12 protein-coding genes are annotated in these 15,976 nt (G+C 51.5%); 3 read left to right on the forward strand and 9 right to left on the reverse strand.

Annotated elements, in window-relative coordinates; translation table 11 throughout:
* The coding region (locus tag LLG09_02425; protein MCE5195973.1) for a hypothetical protein at positions 1-560 on the reverse strand (560 nt) is incomplete at its 3' end.
* A 179-nt stretch (positions 561-739) separates the two neighbouring features.
* Positions 740-3,541 carry an isoleucine--tRNA ligase gene (gene ileS, locus LLG09_02430; protein ID MCE5195974.1) on the reverse strand — a complete coding sequence of 934 codons (2,802 nt, stop codon included), beginning with the start codon at positions 3,539-3,541 and terminating at the stop codon, positions 740-742.
* Positions 3,542-3,992: 451 nt separating this feature from the next.
* Between ileS and gltX the strand changes: the two genes are divergently transcribed.
* Together gltX and LLG09_02440 are read left to right on the forward strand one after the other, a co-directional pair.
* The gene (gene gltX / locus LLG09_02435; protein MCE5195975.1) at positions 3,993-5,468 is read left to right on the forward strand and encodes a glutamate--tRNA ligase; all 1,476 of its coding nucleotides are present in this window, start codon (positions 3,993-3,995) and stop codon (positions 5,466-5,468) included.
* 141 nt (positions 5,469-5,609) lie between these two features.
* Complete coding sequence (locus LLG09_02440) at positions 5,610-6,194, forward strand: LysE family transporter (GenBank protein MCE5195976.1); 585 nt, start codon at positions 5,610-5,612, stop codon at positions 6,192-6,194.
* A 61-nt stretch (positions 6,195-6,255) separates the two neighbouring features.
* Here LLG09_02440 and LLG09_02445 read toward each other — a convergent pair whose 3' ends face one another.
* The 7 genes from LLG09_02445 to LLG09_02475 form a co-directional block, all read right to left on the reverse strand.
* Positions 6,256-7,506 (reverse strand): hypothetical protein, encoded by a 1,251-nt coding sequence (locus LLG09_02445; protein MCE5195977.1) that lies wholly within the window; start codon positions 7,504-7,506, stop codon positions 6,256-6,258.
* Positions 7,507-7,754: 248 nt separating this feature from the next.
* Positions 7,755-8,771, reverse strand: coding sequence for an asparaginase (locus LLG09_02450; protein MCE5195978.1), 1,017 nt, complete (start codon positions 8,769-8,771; stop codon positions 7,755-7,757).
* 16 nt (positions 8,772-8,787) lie between these two features.
* Positions 8,788-9,888, reverse strand: a complete 1,101-nt coding sequence (locus LLG09_02455; GenBank protein ID MCE5195979.1) for a P1 family peptidase — start codon at positions 9,886-9,888, stop codon at positions 8,788-8,790.
* A complete protein-coding gene (locus LLG09_02460) occupies positions 9,888-10,595 on the reverse strand; it encodes a gamma-glutamyl-gamma-aminobutyrate hydrolase family protein (GenBank protein MCE5195980.1) in 708 nt (235 codons plus the stop codon). The genes LLG09_02455 and LLG09_02460 overlap by 1 nt, the downstream gene beginning before the upstream one ends.
* A 175-nt stretch (positions 10,596-10,770) precedes the next feature.
* Positions 10,771-11,892 (reverse strand): alanine racemase, encoded by a 1,122-nt coding sequence (alr, locus tag LLG09_02465; protein MCE5195981.1) that lies wholly within the window; start codon positions 11,890-11,892, stop codon positions 10,771-10,773.
* 23 nt (positions 11,893-11,915) lie between these two features.
* The gene (gene acpS, locus LLG09_02470) at positions 11,916-12,401 is read right to left on the reverse strand and encodes a holo-ACP synthase (protein ID MCE5195982.1); all 486 of its coding nucleotides are present in this window, start codon (positions 12,399-12,401) and stop codon (positions 11,916-11,918) included.
* Positions 12,402-12,406: 5 nt separating this feature from the next.
* Complete coding sequence (locus tag LLG09_02475) at positions 12,407-13,684, reverse strand: class I SAM-dependent methyltransferase (GenBank protein ID MCE5195983.1); 1,278 nt, start codon at positions 13,682-13,684, stop codon at positions 12,407-12,409.
* Positions 13,685-13,964: 280 nt separating this feature from the next.
* On the opposite strand from LLG09_02475, the gene ftsH reads away from it, so the two are divergent.
* Positions 13,965-15,965: an ATP-dependent zinc metalloprotease FtsH gene (ftsH, locus tag LLG09_02480; protein MCE5195984.1), complete on the forward strand. Its 2,001-nt coding sequence runs from the start codon at positions 13,965-13,967 to the stop codon at positions 15,963-15,965.
* Positions 15,966-15,976 lie beyond the last annotated feature (11 nt).

The raw sequence follows: 15,976 nt of genomic DNA on the forward strand, positions 1-15,976 counted from the left end.
TAATTCGCCGGTGCAGCCGTTAACGTGCGCGCCAGGTTAGTGCCGGCTGCCATCGCCGTCCCCTTGCTTAAACCGATTTCAACTTCGGCAGCATTCCCGGGTCTGGTGATGACCGACACTTCGTCCAGCTTGAGTTCTGTCTTTTCGCTTTTAAATCCGTTGTAAATGTAAGCAGTCAGAATTACACCTTCCGCTATTGCTTGTGCGGCTATTTTGGCGCACAATTGACCTTCGCCAAAAAGCGACATCGCCGCCGTCACAACATTGTTCTGTAAAGCAACTTTTATTGCCGAACCTGCGATACCGCGCACTTTCTCCATATCGATTTCATTTTGTTTCCCCATGCCGACCACGATCAGTTTCTTGGCTGCCGCCACCGGCGGATAAAGCAGCTTCGTTTCGTATAACTTGCCGGTAAAGTCACCCAGTTCCATCACGCGACGCAGAGCGGTATCAATCGGGTAACCGGAAACTTGCGGCACGGCACCCTCATAGACACCATAAATCCAGGCATCCACCTGCTGTTCGGTAAGAACCCCCTGTTTGCATACCAGTTTCATCAAAAATCCTCCCTCTCCTCCAGCTCATCGAACGCGAATTTTACCTATTATTATTTCGAGTTCAGAAGCAAATCTCCTGTCCGCCATTTGTTACAAATAAGCAAATTCTCAGAACTGCTGCGCATAGGCTCACATGCCAAAACAGGCGCTGTGCAAGCACAGTACCTGTTTTGCTTATTTTATTCTGCGGCCTGCGTCCGGACAACAGCCGCGCAGCGCGGACAGAGTTCGGGATGCTCCGCATCGCTGCCCAGCTGATCGCTGAAATTCCAGCAGCGCACACATTGTTTGCCGCTGGCTGCGACAATCCGAATCTGCAAATCCGGCAGATTCTCCGCCTGCTGACCGTTTTCTAAACTGCCCCGATGCAGCACAACTTGTGAAACGATCAGAATCTCCGCCCATAACGCCTGATTGGCAAAGACAAAATCCTGCAGCGCTCCGTCTTGCAGATACAAATGCACCTTGGCATCCAAGGATTTGCCGATGTGTTTTAGTTGACGTTCCGTTTCCAGAACCTTATTGACTTCCTCGCGTATGGCCAGCAGTTGACTGAATTGCGCTTCTAAATCCGGATTCAGCCATGGCGCTTCCGCTTTTGGCCATGCCGCCAGATGCACCGACGCTTCCGATTCCAGGCCCGCGGAACGCAGCTCCTGCCACATTTCTTCCGCAGTGAAGGAAAGAATGGGAGCCAGCAGACGAATCAGGCTATCGAGTAAATACCAGGCGGCGGTTTGGCCGCTGCGGCGTGCTTGGCTTGTCTTGCCGGAAGCGTACATGCGGTCTTTGATCACATCCAGATAAAAAGCGCTCAAATCCAGGGCGCAAAAACCATGAATCTTGTGATAGACCAGATGGTAATCAAAATCCTCGTAATAAGCGGTCACATCCCGGACTAAACCGGCCAGCCGGCTGATGATCCATTGATCGATCAGAACCATTTCTTGGACAGCGACCCGATCCGCAGCCGGATTAAAATCCGGAATCAAAGAATGCAGGAAGCGCAGGGTATTGCGGATCTTGCGATAGACTTCCGCTACTTGTTTTTGGATTTCCTTGGAATAACGCACATCACCGGCTTTCGCATCGGTGGAAGCTGCCCAAAGGCGCAGCACATCGGCGCCGTTCTGTTTGATCACTTCGCTCGGGTTGACCACATTGCCCAGCGATTTCGACATCTTACGTCCTTCACCGTCCATGACAAAACCGTTGGTCACGACCGCCCGATACGGAGCGCCGCCTCTGGCCGCCACACCGGTCCAAAGAGAGGACTGGAACCACCCGCGATGCTGATCGGCGCCTTCCAGGTAAAGGTCCGCCGGCCAGCTTAAGCCGGGCCATTGTTCCAGCACAGCCACATGAGAAGAACCGGAGTCGAACCAAACATCCATGATATCGGTTTCTTTGCGGAAGTCATGTCCGCCGCAACGCTCACAGGTGAACTCTTTGCCCAGGATTTCCTGCGCCTCTTTGGCATACCAAACATCGGACCCCTCCACGGCAATCAAATCGCGCACAATCCGCAAAGTTTCCGGGGTGATCAATTCTTTGCCGCACTGTTTACAGTAGAAAATCGGCAGACCAACTCCCCAACTGCGCTGACGTGAAATGCACCAGTCGCCGCGGTCTTTGACCATATTGCCGATGCGTTCTTTGCCCCAGCCGGGATACCAATGCACCTTTTCAATTTCATCCATTGCCTGCTGACGGATGCTGTCAACGCTAGCAAACCATTGCTCGGTCGTGCGGAACATGACTGGTTTATGGCAGCGCCAGCAATGCGGATAGGAATGCCTGATTTGACCATGCGCCAACAAACGGCCGGAGGCCTCAAGATCGGCAATGATCACGTCGTTGGCAGCATCCAGCTTCATACCGGCATACTTGCCGGCTTCCGCCGTGAAATGGCCGCTGTTGTCTGTTGGGTTGATCACCGGCAAATGATACTTCTGACCAACATTGAAGTCGTCCTCGCCATGTCCGGGCGCTGTGTGCACACAGCCGGTGCCGGTTTCCAGGGTGACATGATCACCTAAAATCACCAGTGACAAACGATCTGCGATAAACGGATGCTGACAGAGGATCATTTCCAAATCCGCACCTTTATACTCAGCCACAATGCTGCCCTGCGGCAGGTTGCAGGCTTTTATGGTCGCTTCCAACAGAGCCCTGGCAACCACAACCCGCCGCTCACCGCAGTCGTAGAGCACGTAGTCAAAGTCCGGATTCAGACAAATCGCCACATTGGCAGGCAATGTCCAGGGTGTTGTGGTCCAGATGATAAAATCAATCGGTTTTTCAGCCAAAGGCAGCCGCCGGTTCGGATCCTCTTTGACTTCGAAGGCCACGTAAATAGAGTGAGAGTTCTTATCGGCGTATTCGATTTCCGCTTCCGCCAAAACGGTTTCACAGTTCGGACACCAATGCACCGGTTTCAGTCCTTTATAAATTAAACCTTTTTGATACATCGCCGCAAAAACATCCATCTGTTTGGCTTCATATTTGGGTAATAGGGTTAGATACGGATTGTCCCAATCACAGATGATGCCGAGACGTTTCAAGGAAATTCTCTGTTTTTCCATCCAACCGGTGGCAAATTCCGCACATTTTTTACGCAAGTCCAAAACGGAAATTTCATTCAGCTTTAAACCCAGCTGACGAACGGCAGCGTATTCAATCGGCAGACCGTGCATGTCCCAGCCGGGTGTATAGGGTACATCGAAGCCCCGCATCGTCTTATATTTGACGATCACATCCTTGAGGGTTTTATTTAAGACATGACCGATGTGAATGTCACCGTTGGCATATGGCGGTCCGTCATGGAAAATATATTTCGGCGCTGCCGAGCGGGCCTGCCGGATTTGTTGATAAAGATCCGTATCCTCCCAAATTTTCAATTGTTCCGGTTCGCGTTCCGCCAAATTTGCCCGCATGGGAAATTTGGTTTCCGGTAAATTTAAGGTTTTATTATAATCCATTCCTGCTTGCTCCTTTTCTATTTCATTTTTAGCGCATAAAAAAAACCCATCCCTCCAATTGGGACGAGCATTCTCGTGGTACCACCCCGGTTTCCCCTGTGCGAATCCACAGGGACTCAGACGGTTGTTGGACGATCGCCAAAAAACCGCAAGACCGTTAACGTGGCCCATCCGTCTGCAGTTAGACTGGATTTTTTGGCTGCAGCCGCATCCGCGGTGATTTTCGTACAGGGGAGGCTGCACCCGGCTCACAGCACTGCCGGACTCTCTGAAGAAGCCTCAATCCTTGTCTACTCTCCGCATCATAGCGTATGAATACATTCTATTATAACTGCTGAAAGAATGACTGTCAAATAAGATTTTATGATCAGACCTAAATTCTCTTGCGCTTTGAGGAGAACTCGGGTAAAATAGGGAACGTTGAGATTTTTCATAAAGGAGAGACTTTTTTATGGCTGACAAACCTGTTCGCGTGCGGATTGCCCCTTCCCCAACCGGCAACTGCCATGTGGGAACCGCCCGCACCGCTTTGTACAATTACCTTTTTGCCCGTAAGAATCATGGCAAGTTTATTTTACGCATTGACGATACCGATAACAAACGCAACACCAAGGAATCCGAAGAAGGTGTTTTTGCCGGGTTGAAATGGCTGGGTCTCGACTGGGATGAGGGCGCCGATATCGGTGGTCCTTACGGTCCTTACCGTCAGAGTGAGCGGCTCGATATTTATCATCATTACATACAGCAGCTGCTGCGGGAAGGCAAAGCCTATGAGTGTTACTGCACAGCGGAAGAATTGGCGGCCGAACGGGAAGAGCAGAGCGCCCGAAAAGAGGATCCCCGCTACAGCGGCCGTTGTCTGCATCTGACGGAGGAGCAGAAAGCCGCTTACCGTGCCGAAGGCCGTTTACCCGCCATCCGTTTACGTGTACCGGATGACAAGATCCGCTTCCACGATATCATCCATGGTCAATTGGAAGCGGACGGCGCTTTGATGGGCGATTTTGTCATCCAAAAATCCAACGGCAGCCCGATCTATAATTTCGCCACGGTGATCGACGATCATGTCATGGAAATTTCCCATGTCATCCGGGCAGCCGAACATATCTCCAACACCTTCCCGCAGGTCGTGATCTACCGCGCTTTGGCTTGGCAACTGCCGGAATTTGCTCACCTCGTGCTGCTGCTCAATCCCGATAAGACGAAAATATCCAAGCGGAAAGGCGCCGTCTACTTGGGTGAATTCGCCGAGATGGGTTATTTACCGGAAGCGATGCTGAACTTTAACGCCTTCCTGGGCTGGAATCCGGGTGGGGATGTAATGGAAGAAATCTTAAGCAAAGAAGAATTGATCCAGATGTTCAGCCTGGAGCGCTGCACAGAATCCAATGCCGTCTTTGACCAGGTCAAACTGGATTGGATGAATGGCATGTGGATTCGCCGGCTGACACCGGAAGATCTTTGCTTACGGGTTATGCCTTTTATGCAGAAAGCCGGACTGATTCAGGAAGACACGCCGGCGGCACGGGCTTATCTGACCAAACTGATCCATTTGATTCACGAACGTTTGCCGCGTCTGGATGCCGCGCCGGCCAGTCTCGCCTATTTCTATCAGGATTGGACAGAAGATGAGGTTGCGCTCGATCTGTTTAGTTCCAAACGGCAAACCCCGCAGCAAATCGCAGCCATGCTGCAGGACGCTCTGCTACTGCTGAAAACCACGGAATTTTCAGCCGAAGCCATGGAAGCGGTCATGAATGAAAAATGCGAGGCAATCGGCTGGAAAAAAGGCGACTTCTTTATGCCTTTGCGCGTTGCTTTTACCAACCGCAAGGTATCGCCGCCGCTCTTCCCCACCATGGAACTCATCGGCCGTGACCGCGTCATAGCCCGTATGGAGAAAGCCATCGCCGCTTTGCAGAAATAGAACCACCGGCATTGAAAAGGCTGTTCTTTCCAGATGGCAATCATCTGAGAACAGCCTTTTCAAGAATTCCGATCCTGAAATAAACTTTTGCTGCAGACCTGGCTGCGGTTTTATTTTTTTAGATCAAACGGAGGACCGGCTATGTTCAACTGGTTTCAATTTCTCACCTATGCTTTGATTACCGCTTTCACACCGGGACCGAATAACATCATGTCGATGTCCAATGCCGGTCGGGTTGGCTTTCGTAAGAGCATCCTTTTCAATTTTGGCATCTGGGTTGGTTTTTCTGTGGTGATGCTGCTCTGCACTGCCTTTGCCAGCCTGCTCTCCACTTATCTGCCGGTCATCAAGCTGCCGATGCTGCTGCTGGGCGCCGCTTATATGTTGTATCTCGCCTGGAGCACCTACCGGAGTTCCTCCCGCATCGAAGAAAATCCGACAGCCGGCAGCTTTTGGTCCGGCTTACTGCTGCAGTTCATCAATCCCAAAATCTATCTTTACGGCATTATATCGATGGAAGCCTATATCCTGCCTTTCTATCACAGCCAACTGCTGATACTGTTTGGCTTTGCCTTACTGCTCGCCTTCATTGGTTTTTGCTTCACGCTGCTCTGGGCGGGTTTCGGTTCGGTTTTTCGCAGCCTGTTCTCGCAGCACGCCAAAATTGTTAATCCCCTTCTGGCGCTGATGCTGGTTTACTGCGCCGTCTCTTTATTTTTTGAGTAAATTGCAAAGAGAAAGCCTCTGCAGCGCATGGCTTCAGGAGCTTTCTCTTTCTTATTAATGATTATACATGATTCGTTTCGGCAAAATGCTGCATGATCTTCCGCCAAACAATTTGGGTTTCCTGAAACTCCCGATAATGTTTCTGAACATTTTTATCGTATTTATCCAATTCAGTTAAAATATTGCCGAACTCAGGATTGCCGAAATGCGCGCACACGCCAGGTAAAACCGTTTGCAGCTGCCGCCGCATCTCGGCAATTTTCTCCGTATAGTGCTCCGGCATGGTCAGGTAAAGCAGCAAGGGTTTATAGCGAATCCAACCGATGCAAGCTTTGTAAAAGCGGTCGATAATTTGCGGATTAGTTGCCGTGATGAACTTGAGTTTGAGCGGTAAAACGCCATCCAGCAAATGGTGGTAGGTCGAAAACCCATCGTGGAATGTATAACATGGTACTTTCAGTACTTTACGATCAGCCAGACAGGTGCCTAAAAAAGTATCTTCTCCTCTCGCTCCCGGGGGATTGTAAAAAGGATAAACCCGTGTCGGGTCTTTCAGATTGATGCCAAGATTCGAACCGGAGATAAACTTCGCATGGTTCACCTCGGCAACTTCGAAAGGCAAAGAATTGGTTAAGACGGCGGTATCCGCATAGGTCACGCCGCCGTTGTTCATAACCGATTTGATATTATCCCAATTTAAAATATCATTGCTGATGGCTTCGATCAGGGTGCGAAAATCCGCCTCCGTCAATTGTTCGCTGTATTCCATGTAGGGAATTGGAGAAATATAGCCGCAATGATATCCATGCGTCAGATCGGCTTGGCCGATATTGGCGATGTGCTCCGCCAATACGGCTTGCCCGCCCCATACGGCATGGTCATGTGTATTGGTCACGGCAATGGGGTATTCATCATCATCCAGAAAAATCAAATAATCCATACCGTGCTTGATAGCACTGTAAAGCACAATGTTCCGCTGTGCCGCATAACCTTTGCCAAAAATACCGCGCGCTTCACTGCGCTGGATCAGATTCTGTGTCATCATCGCTTCAATTTCCTGGTTCACTTCGTTCTTGCCAAGAAAGACAGCCCCGTCAATATATTCCGCCAATTCCGGCTGGATATTGATATAGTCTCTTTTTTTTGTTTGTTTATAAGACAGATCATAGGCCACAAAGATGCTCAAAGCGATTTTTTTGTTATCGACCAAACCGGATTCCATCCAATTATAAATCTGCGTACTCAGGACCTTTTGAAAGCTTTTTCTGCCGGTCGCAAAACCAATGCCGACTTTAAGCGCTTGATTCTTCATCACCGTTTCCCTCCTCCCAGCAGCGATCCAGCGGATTGTACCCGAAATAATCCGGTTCGGAATCAGATTGAATCGTGACGTTGTCCGAAGAACCGTCAAAAACAGTTCGCTACTATAAATTTAGTATAACAGTACAATTTATTGCTGTCAATCTTTAGCTTACTGGACTTTGCTATGCTTTCCGATCAAAAATACCGGAACATTGATACCTTACTCAATGCCCCGGTATTTGAGATGTAGCCTCTCGCTTAAATCCAGACCAGCTGCACGGCGGAACGCAGCTCGCCAACCTCGTCACCGCGGTGATTATGCAAGGTGATGCCGGCCAGCGGCTCGAGCCGCGCCATTTCTTCTTTCGTTAAAACAGCCAATTGTTTTAAGATACCAATCACGACCGGGCTCATACCCCGACTGTTGCCATCGGCAATCTTCAAAGAAACGCCCCAGCCCAATTCCGGAATCGCAAAACCATAAACGGCTTCCGCGCCGCTCTTGGCAACGATACGACCGGGAGCCGCCGACATCAGCGCCGTGCAGAGGCGGCCGCTGCCGGCAATCATCTGTGGGTTATGCATCATTGCGGTGCGAATCCGTTTGACGGCTGCCGCTCTTTTGTCGCTCATACCGCTGGGATTGGCCAGGCGAGCCCAGGCAAGAGCCATGTTATAAACCGATAAGCCGTGTACCGGCACACCGCAGCCATCGATACCGATGGGAATTTGCTCAACCGGCAGCCCGGTGAATTCACTGACCGATTGCAGCATCAGCTGCTGCACCGGGTGACGCAGTTCGGTATAATAAGCGGGATCAGCCCCCAACTGCTGGCACAACGTCAGCATCCCGGCATGTTTGCCGGAACAATTATTATGCACGGCGGTTGCCGGGATACCAGCTTCCCGCATGGCTTTCGCTCTGGGCAGATAGAGCGGCTCATGCGTGCCGCATTGCAACGCGTCAATGGAAAGTCCGATTTTTTGCAAAACTCTCTCCACCGTTTCGGTATGAATCAGTTCTCCGTTATGCGAAGCGCAGAAGACCGACATTTCTTGTTCGGTCAGGCCGAAGTGTTCCACGGCTCCGCTTTCCACCACAGGCACCGCTAAAAATGGTTTGGCGGACGAACGCCAAAAAGCAATTTTTTCTTTCGGCGCACCGGCGTAAGCAATCAGCTTGCCGCTAGCGTCGACAACCGCCACATCACCGTAATGAATACTCTCCACCAGGGGACCGCGTGTAACATGGACCAGCTCTGCGGAACGAAACATTTTGCCATCCTCCTCTTCATGATAACCTGCCGTATTGACGCATGATTTTCAGGGTTTCTTCAATTGGTAAACCGTAACGGATGTAACCGTCACAGCCGATTGTTGTTTTTGCCGCAAATAAGGCATTGATGATCGCTTCTTCGGTCGCCTCAACCGTTGCATCAAACAATCCGGTCAGAACGCGGCCGTCCTCCGCCAGACGCTGCACATTGCGGACAAGACCGGCACTCCTGTTGGGCTGACGGTTTGTTGTCGAGAACGCCACCACAAAATCACCGCTGCCGTGCGAAGCGACCGAACCGGTGCGGGACAAACCAAAAGCGCAGCGTTTGGCCACCCGGGTCAGTTGCCGGCTGGAAAGCGGCGCATCGGTAGCCAGCACCATCATAATTGAACCATCGCCGTTATGCCCGGTTTCAGGCCAGTTGATCAGCTCTTTGCCCACCGGAACACCGGCAATGATCAGGTCCTGCCTGCGGCCAAAGTTCGCCATGACCAAAACACCCACGGTAAAGCCGCCCATATTTTCCGGCAAGACGCGGGAGGAGGTGCCGATACCGCCTTTGAAGCCAAGCGCGCTCATGCCGGTACCGCCGCCGACGGCGCCCTCCGTCACCGGCCCGCTCCGGGCGTTGTTCAACGCTTCGTAAACATGCTCCTTGTGCACATGACGGCCCTGAATATCATTCAGGCTGCTGTCATTGCACTCGCCTACCAATGGATTGAGAGAGAGGATGGTAGGGTTACGCTCGATCATCCAGCTGATCAGCGCATCCGCCGCTAAACCCACATTCAGCGTGTTGGTCAATAAAATCGGTGTTTCAATCGTGCCCAGTTCCTGCACCTGGGCGATTCCCATCGCTTTGCCAAAACCGTTGATCACATGCACAACGCCGGCTACCTTATCTTCAAATAAATCGCCGGCATGCGGCAGGATTGCCGTCACACCGGTCCGGACCGGACCGATACCGGGTTTGCGCACCCCTTCGCCTGCAATCAGCGTGCAATGCCCCACCCGAACACCCGCCACATCCGTTATGGCGTTGTTGTTTCCGGTCGGTAAAAATCCGAAAGAAATCCCCACGTCACGGGCGCGGGGACGTTTGCTCACGTCCATTATTTGCAGGCCTTGACAAACTTCCCGAACAGCAGATCGAAATCTGTGAATTCAAAGAAGCATTCCGGATGCCACTGAATCGCCAGCAAGAACGGATAATTGCCGGCTTCAGCCGCTTCGATAATGCCGTCGGGAGCCTGAGCGGCGAGAATCCAGCCGGGCGCCAGCTCTTTGATGGCTTGATGATGGTAGGAATTGACTTTGATCACTGTTTTGCCCGGGAAAATCTCCGCCAATTTGGTATTGGGCATTAAATTGACAGAATGAGACGCGTGCCATCTTGGCGCTACCTGAACATGTTTGATCAAATGATCCGCTTTATATTGGCTATAGATATCCTGAATCAGCGTTCCGCCGCATGCAACATTCAGGAGTTGGCAGCCGCGGCAGATCGCCAGGATCGGCTTGCCGGTTTTCATGACGGCTGCGGCCAGTTTCATTTCATAAGCATCACGGGTGGGATTGATGCTGCCAATGCCCGGCACCGGTTCCTCGCCAAAGAAGGCAGGATCCAGATCGGGGCCGCCGGTGAATACAAAACCATCCAGCCTTTTCGCCAGCGCATCCACATCGTCTTGATTGGCATAGCTGATCAGGACAGGAATTCCGCCCGCTTTGGATATCGATTTGACATACGTTTGGCTAACGCTGTAGATGAATGTACTTTCATCATAATTCATTGTCACGCCAATCAGTGGTTTTTTCATGCAATAGTCCTCCTCTGTGATTGAGATTTTCACAACCTCATTTTCTTTGCTAGAATACGCTTTACCTGAGTTTAATTCCTTCTTTTTGTTCGATGCAGCCGGCTGGCAAATAAAAAGCCGTTTCTTTCTACAGAAACGGTTTTTTGCTCAATCTTTGATTCCGGCTTGCTTGCCGCTAGGGAAGATATTCCCGATAAAAACGCGGTACCCTTTTGCTGACACAAGCCATCAGCTCATGAGGAATGGCGCCAACCTCTTCCGACACCGATAAAGCATTGCGGTCCGGATCGGCCTGACCGAAAATGACGGCTTCATCCCCTGCCCGCACCCCGGCTACCTGCGTGACATCAATCATACATTGATCCATGCAAACCCGCCCGACAATCGGGGCCAGGCTGCCGCGGATCGCAACATAACCGCAATTGCTGAAACTTCTGAGCAACCCGTCGGCATAGCCAATGGGCAGTGTGCCAATTAAGGCTTCTTGCTTTGCCTGCCAGGTCCCGTTATAACTGACCCGCGTTCCGGCCGCGATTTTTTTCAGCAGGATGACGTGGCTTTTTAAGGTCATCACCGGCTCCAGCGGAAAGGGATGTGGTATAAAGTCGGACGGGTAAGCGCCATACATGCCGACCCCAAGGCGCACCAGATCGTAATGACTTTGCGGAAAGCGGAAAATCGCCGCTGTATTGGCGATATGTAAAAGCGGGATCGTCACACCAGCTGCTCTGAGAGTGGCCGTGAACGCCTGGAAGCGCTGCAACTGCCGCAAAGCAGGCGCCGCGTTTTCTTCTTCCGCCGCCGCGAAATGACTGAACAGACCTTGCAGCTGTAAATTCGGATATTGACTCAATTTCAAGGCGAACGCAACGCCGTCCGCGTTGTCCTCAACACCGATACGGCTCATCCCGGTATCCACTTTCAGATGAACCGGGATGATTTTACCGGCAGCAAAGGCCGCTTCCTGCAATTTATTCGCCAAATCAAGCGAAAAGACACAAACCGTAATATCATCGCGCGCCACCTGCCAGGCCGCTTCCGGAGCGACGTATCCAAGCACCAGAACCGGCGCCTGAATCCCGCCGTGCCGCAGGAGAATCGCTTCTTCTACGGTAGCCACGCCGAACAGATCGGCTCCGGCTGCCAGCGCCGCATATGCCGTCTGCAGCGCCCCATGCCCGTAAGCATCCGCTTTGATCACCGCCATCAATTGACAGCGCTTTGACAGCAGCGATTTGACCCTGATGACATTTTGTGCTAAAGCAACCAAATCGATTTCTGCCCAGGTTGGGCGCATGGAACCTGCCTCCTTTGGCTGCTCTAGGAAAGCCGGCCGCTGTCTTGCGCTTCAGCCAGGGCTTCCACAAAAGCGACTGCCATTTCCTTGTCGTGGCTGATGCTGATCAGCCACTGCGTGATCCCTTTTTCCTCTGCCAGTTGCGCAGCGGCTCCGTTCAGAACCACTTGCGGCGCACCGGCCGTATTGTGCCGGATCTCAATATTTTTCCAGGTGATGCCCTGGATAAAACCGCTGCCCAGGGCCTTGGCAACTGCTTCCTTGGCCGCCCAGCGGCCTGCCAGGTGCTCGGCCGACAAAAGCAAGCCGTTGTCCTGCCAGGTTTCCCATTCGGCTTCGGACAAAACCTGGCGGACGAATTTCTCCTGTAATTTTGCTAAAGCCGCTGCCACGCGGGCAACCGAAACATAGTCGACACCAACCGCTGCAACACAACGTCCCGGTGATCCGCGGTAGACCAAATTCTGGCTGACTGCCAGAGACTGCATGGGCTTTTCATTGTCGTTCAAGATAACTACACCCCGATTTTACGGCATCTCAACGCCAAAAACATGGGGAATTCACTGCGGGCTTGGTCCAAAGCCGCTTTTTTAGCGCTTTCCTGTTCTTTTTTATGGCTGACCCATTCTTCACAGTGTTCCACCAACAGACCGGCATTGCCTAAGGTATTGATATAAGCCTGCAGCGGACGATGGAAATGAATCGTGCTGGCGCTTTCTGCACCGGCGGCTTCCTGACCCGGATGAGCGCTGATCCGCAGTTCTTCACTGCTCAGGTAACTCCAGAGGGTGCGAACCTGACGCTGATCTTTCTGCTGCCACTGCCAGTCGCTGCGCTGCGGGATACGGAAACAAGGATGCATCATCACCACGATCAGCACACCACCCGGTTTCAGCAGCTGATAGGTTGCCTGCCAAACAGCGCTCAAGGGGCTCATATTCTGAATGGAAAGCACACTGGTCACGGCATCAAAGCTGCCGGCTTGCAGCCCCAAACGCAGACGCCCGTTTTCATCGATTAAGTTGGTGACATCGCCCTGCAAATAAGTAACCTGTTTAACGCCTTCCCGTTGATAGGTTTTGGCCAATTCCAACAGATCCGCCGCTAAATCCACACCGGTTACTCTGGCGCCGGCGCCGGCCAACCGGCGGCATAACACACCCTGTCCGCAAGCCAGGTCCAGTATTTTTGTTTCTTCAAAGGAACCGCCGGTTTCTTTCAGCATCCGTTCTACTCCGGGCAGGATGACTCTCTGGTGATACTCGCTGCCCTGTTGACCAACCAGAGAATTATACCAGCCGGCTACATCCTGCCAGTCTGTGCTGACCGGCATTTCCGGTTGCAGCGCGGGCTGCGCCGGCCGGATGAGTTTCTTTGGCTGCACACGCACAGGGTAAAGTTTACGAACCCGTCCGGAACGAGCCGTTTCTTTGAATTGTCCTGACGGGAAAGCCGCCTTGCGCTCCGAACCGCCTTCACTGCGCGAAACAATCGGCTTTTCACCGTATGGTTTCTTGGCGTAACCGCCTTCACTGCGTTGGACTTTGAATGGAGCAGAGTGTTTTTTGATCGGACTCTTATTTTCTGCTGCATTCTCTTCTGTGAAGGTCGCCGGTTTTGCACCATATGGTCTTTTCGCAAAACTATCCTCACCGTGTTTCAGCGCAGAAGATGCATTTTGATGCTGGTTGCCGTCACTTCCACCGCCGCGCTTGCCGGTGGAAATTGGTTTTCTGTATGTCGGTGCGGCTTTTGCTCTGCTGTTCCGATTCTTGTTTCTTTCATTCTTCATTGTATACGCTCCGTTTTTCTTTCATTTTTAAAAAATATGCACCAGGTTCATAGACAGGCAAACCTTTCATTCCTGCATTTTGCTTATTATAATAAATTCGGCTTTGCCTGACCGGATCCCTGCATTTTCTTAAAACCGGCTGCGGATTTCTCTTTTTACAGAATTGTCAAAGATTCATCATACAAAATACTTAAATTGCAGGCAGGTCTGACAGGTAATAAGCACGAACTATTATAATTAGAATCTTTTTGTCCCTCAATATTATGAAAGGATCATGAATATGAAAAAACCCTTAAAAAACCCGCCTCCAAAACCCAAAAAATCACTGATGTTTTATTACGCGATCGTGCTGGCGGCGATTTTTATCTTTAATACGATCATCATTCCTTTGATGATGGAAGCGAAAGTAGAGACCATCGAATACAGTACTTTCCTGGACATGCTGACCGAAGATAAAATTGAAACCGTTGTTCTGGAAGATACGCGGATCTACATCATCGGAAAAGCAGATGCCAACGGTATAAAACCGCAATATGAAACCGGATATATCTACGATCCAAATCTGGTCGATCGACTTTCCGCCATCGACGGGATCAACTTTTACAGTGAGATTCCGGAACAGCTCTCTCCTTTCCTGGAATTTATCATTACTTGGATTCTGCCGATTGGAATCTTTGTTGTCCTTGGTCAGCTGCTCTCCAGGCAAATGGCAAAAAGGATGGGCGGCGGCGCGATGTCGTTTGGTAAAAGCAATGCCAAGATCTATGTGGAAGCGCAGACCGGCAAAACCTTTGCCGATGTTGCCGGTCAGGAAGAAGCCAAGGACTCCCTGCTGGAGGTGGTTGATTTCCTGCATAACCCAGCCAAATACAGCAATGTCGGTGCAAAAATCCCCAAAGGCGTCTTATTGGTCGGTCCGCCGGGGACCGGCAAAACCTTACTGGCCAAAGCGGTTGCCGGCGAAGCCGGCGTTCCCTTTTTCTCCATCACCGGCAGCGAATTCGTGGAAATGTTTGTGGGTATGGGCGCTGCCCGGGTGCGTGACTTATTCAAGCAAGCGCAGGAAAAAGCTCCCTGTATCGTTTTCATTGACGAAATTGACACCATCGGCAAACGCCGTGACGCAGGCGGCATCGGCGGCAACGACGAACGCGAACAAACTCTCAATCAATTGCTTTCTGAAATGGACGGCTTTGATTCTTCCAAAGGTGTCATCATCCTGGCAGCCACCAACCGCCCGGAAGTACTCGACCGCGCCCTCTTGCGGCCGGGCCGTTTTGACCGCCGCATTCCGGTCGAACTGCCTGATCTGAAAGGACGCGAAGCCATTTTAAAAGTCCATATCAAGAGTGTCAAAGCCGAAGAAAATATCGATCTTGGCTCCATCGCACGCTCCACTCCCGGCGCCTCGGGGGCGGATCTAGCGAATATCATCAACGAAGCTGCGCTGCGCACCGTGCGCAACAATCGCCTGCTGGTCAATCAGCAGGACCTGGATGAAGCGGTCGAAACAACTTTGGCCGGGGAACAACGCAAAACAGCCGTGATTTCACCGAAAGAACGGCGTGTGATTGCCAGCCACGAAATCGGGCATGCCCTGGTTGCCGCTTTTGCCGACAAAGAACAGTTGGTGCACAAGATCACCATCGTTCCCCGTACCTCCGGTGCTCTGGGTTACACCATGCAGCTTGCCGAAGAAGAACACGTACTCTTATCGCGCAGCGATACCTTAGCCCGCATCACGGTCCTGACTGCCGGCCGGGCTGCCGAAGAAATTTGTTTCAATGAAATCACTTCCGGAGCTGCCAATGATATTGAGCAGGCAACCCGTCTGGCACGCGCCATGGTTACTCGTCTTGGTATGAGCGATAATTTCGATATGATGATGTTGGAAACCATCAACAATGCCTATCTGAGCGGTGATGCTTCTCTCGTCTGCGCCAATGACACCGCAACGATCGTGGATCAGGAAGTCTTGCAGATCATCCGCAGCTGTCATGCCAAAGCCAAAGAAATTCTGCTGCAGAACCGCAATATGCTGAATGAATTGACCGAATATTTACTGGAGAAAGAAACCATTACCGGGAAAGAGTTCCTGGAAAAAATGGAAGGCCATAAAGCCAAATCTGCCGAATCTGCCGCCATGCCAGAGACTGTGCCTGCAGCCTCTGAAAACCAAACAGTCGAGTCTGTGCTGCCTGACGCTACAGCGGAAGTTCCCGCTGCGGCAGCCGATCCGATTGCCGAACCTCCAAAGGCAGACATAAAGGATCCCGAATAAAAAATCAATGA

Source organism: Negativicutes bacterium (assembly GCA_021372785.1).
Classification (GTDB): domain Bacteria; phylum Bacillota; class JAAYKD01; order JAAYKD01; family JAAYKD01; genus JAJFTT01.

Coding starts and splice junctions, on each gene's coding strand:
- alr (MCE5195981.1), bottom strand. CDS start 11,892: ATGCGCCCAACCTGGGCAGAAATCGATTTGGTTGCTTTAGCACAAAAT.
- LLG09_02460 (MCE5195980.1), bottom strand. CDS start 10,595: ATGAAAAAACCACTGATTGGCGTGACAATGAATTATGATGAAAGTACA.
- LLG09_02475 (MCE5195983.1), bottom strand. CDS start 13,684: ATGAAGAATGAAAGAAACAAGAATCGGAACAGCAGAGCAAAAGCCGCA.
- ileS (MCE5195974.1), bottom strand. CDS start 3,541: ATGGATTATAATAAAACCTTAAATTTACCGGAAACCAAATTTCCCATG.
- ftsH (MCE5195984.1), top strand. CDS start 13,965: ATGAAAAAACCCTTAAAAAACCCGCCTCCAAAACCCAAAAAATCACTG.
- LLG09_02455 (MCE5195979.1), bottom strand. CDS start 9,888: ATGGACGTGAGCAAACGTCCCCGCGCCCGTGACGTGGGGATTTCTTTC.
- LLG09_02450 (MCE5195978.1), bottom strand. CDS start 8,771: ATGTTTCGTTCCGCAGAGCTGGTCCATGTTACACGCGGTCCCCTGGTG.
- gltX (MCE5195975.1), top strand. CDS start 3,993: ATGGCTGACAAACCTGTTCGCGTGCGGATTGCCCCTTCCCCAACCGGC.
- LLG09_02440 (MCE5195976.1), top strand. CDS start 5,610: ATGTTCAACTGGTTTCAATTTCTCACCTATGCTTTGATTACCGCTTTC.
- LLG09_02445 (MCE5195977.1), bottom strand. CDS start 7,506: ATGAAGAATCAAGCGCTTAAAGTCGGCATTGGTTTTGCGACCGGCAGA.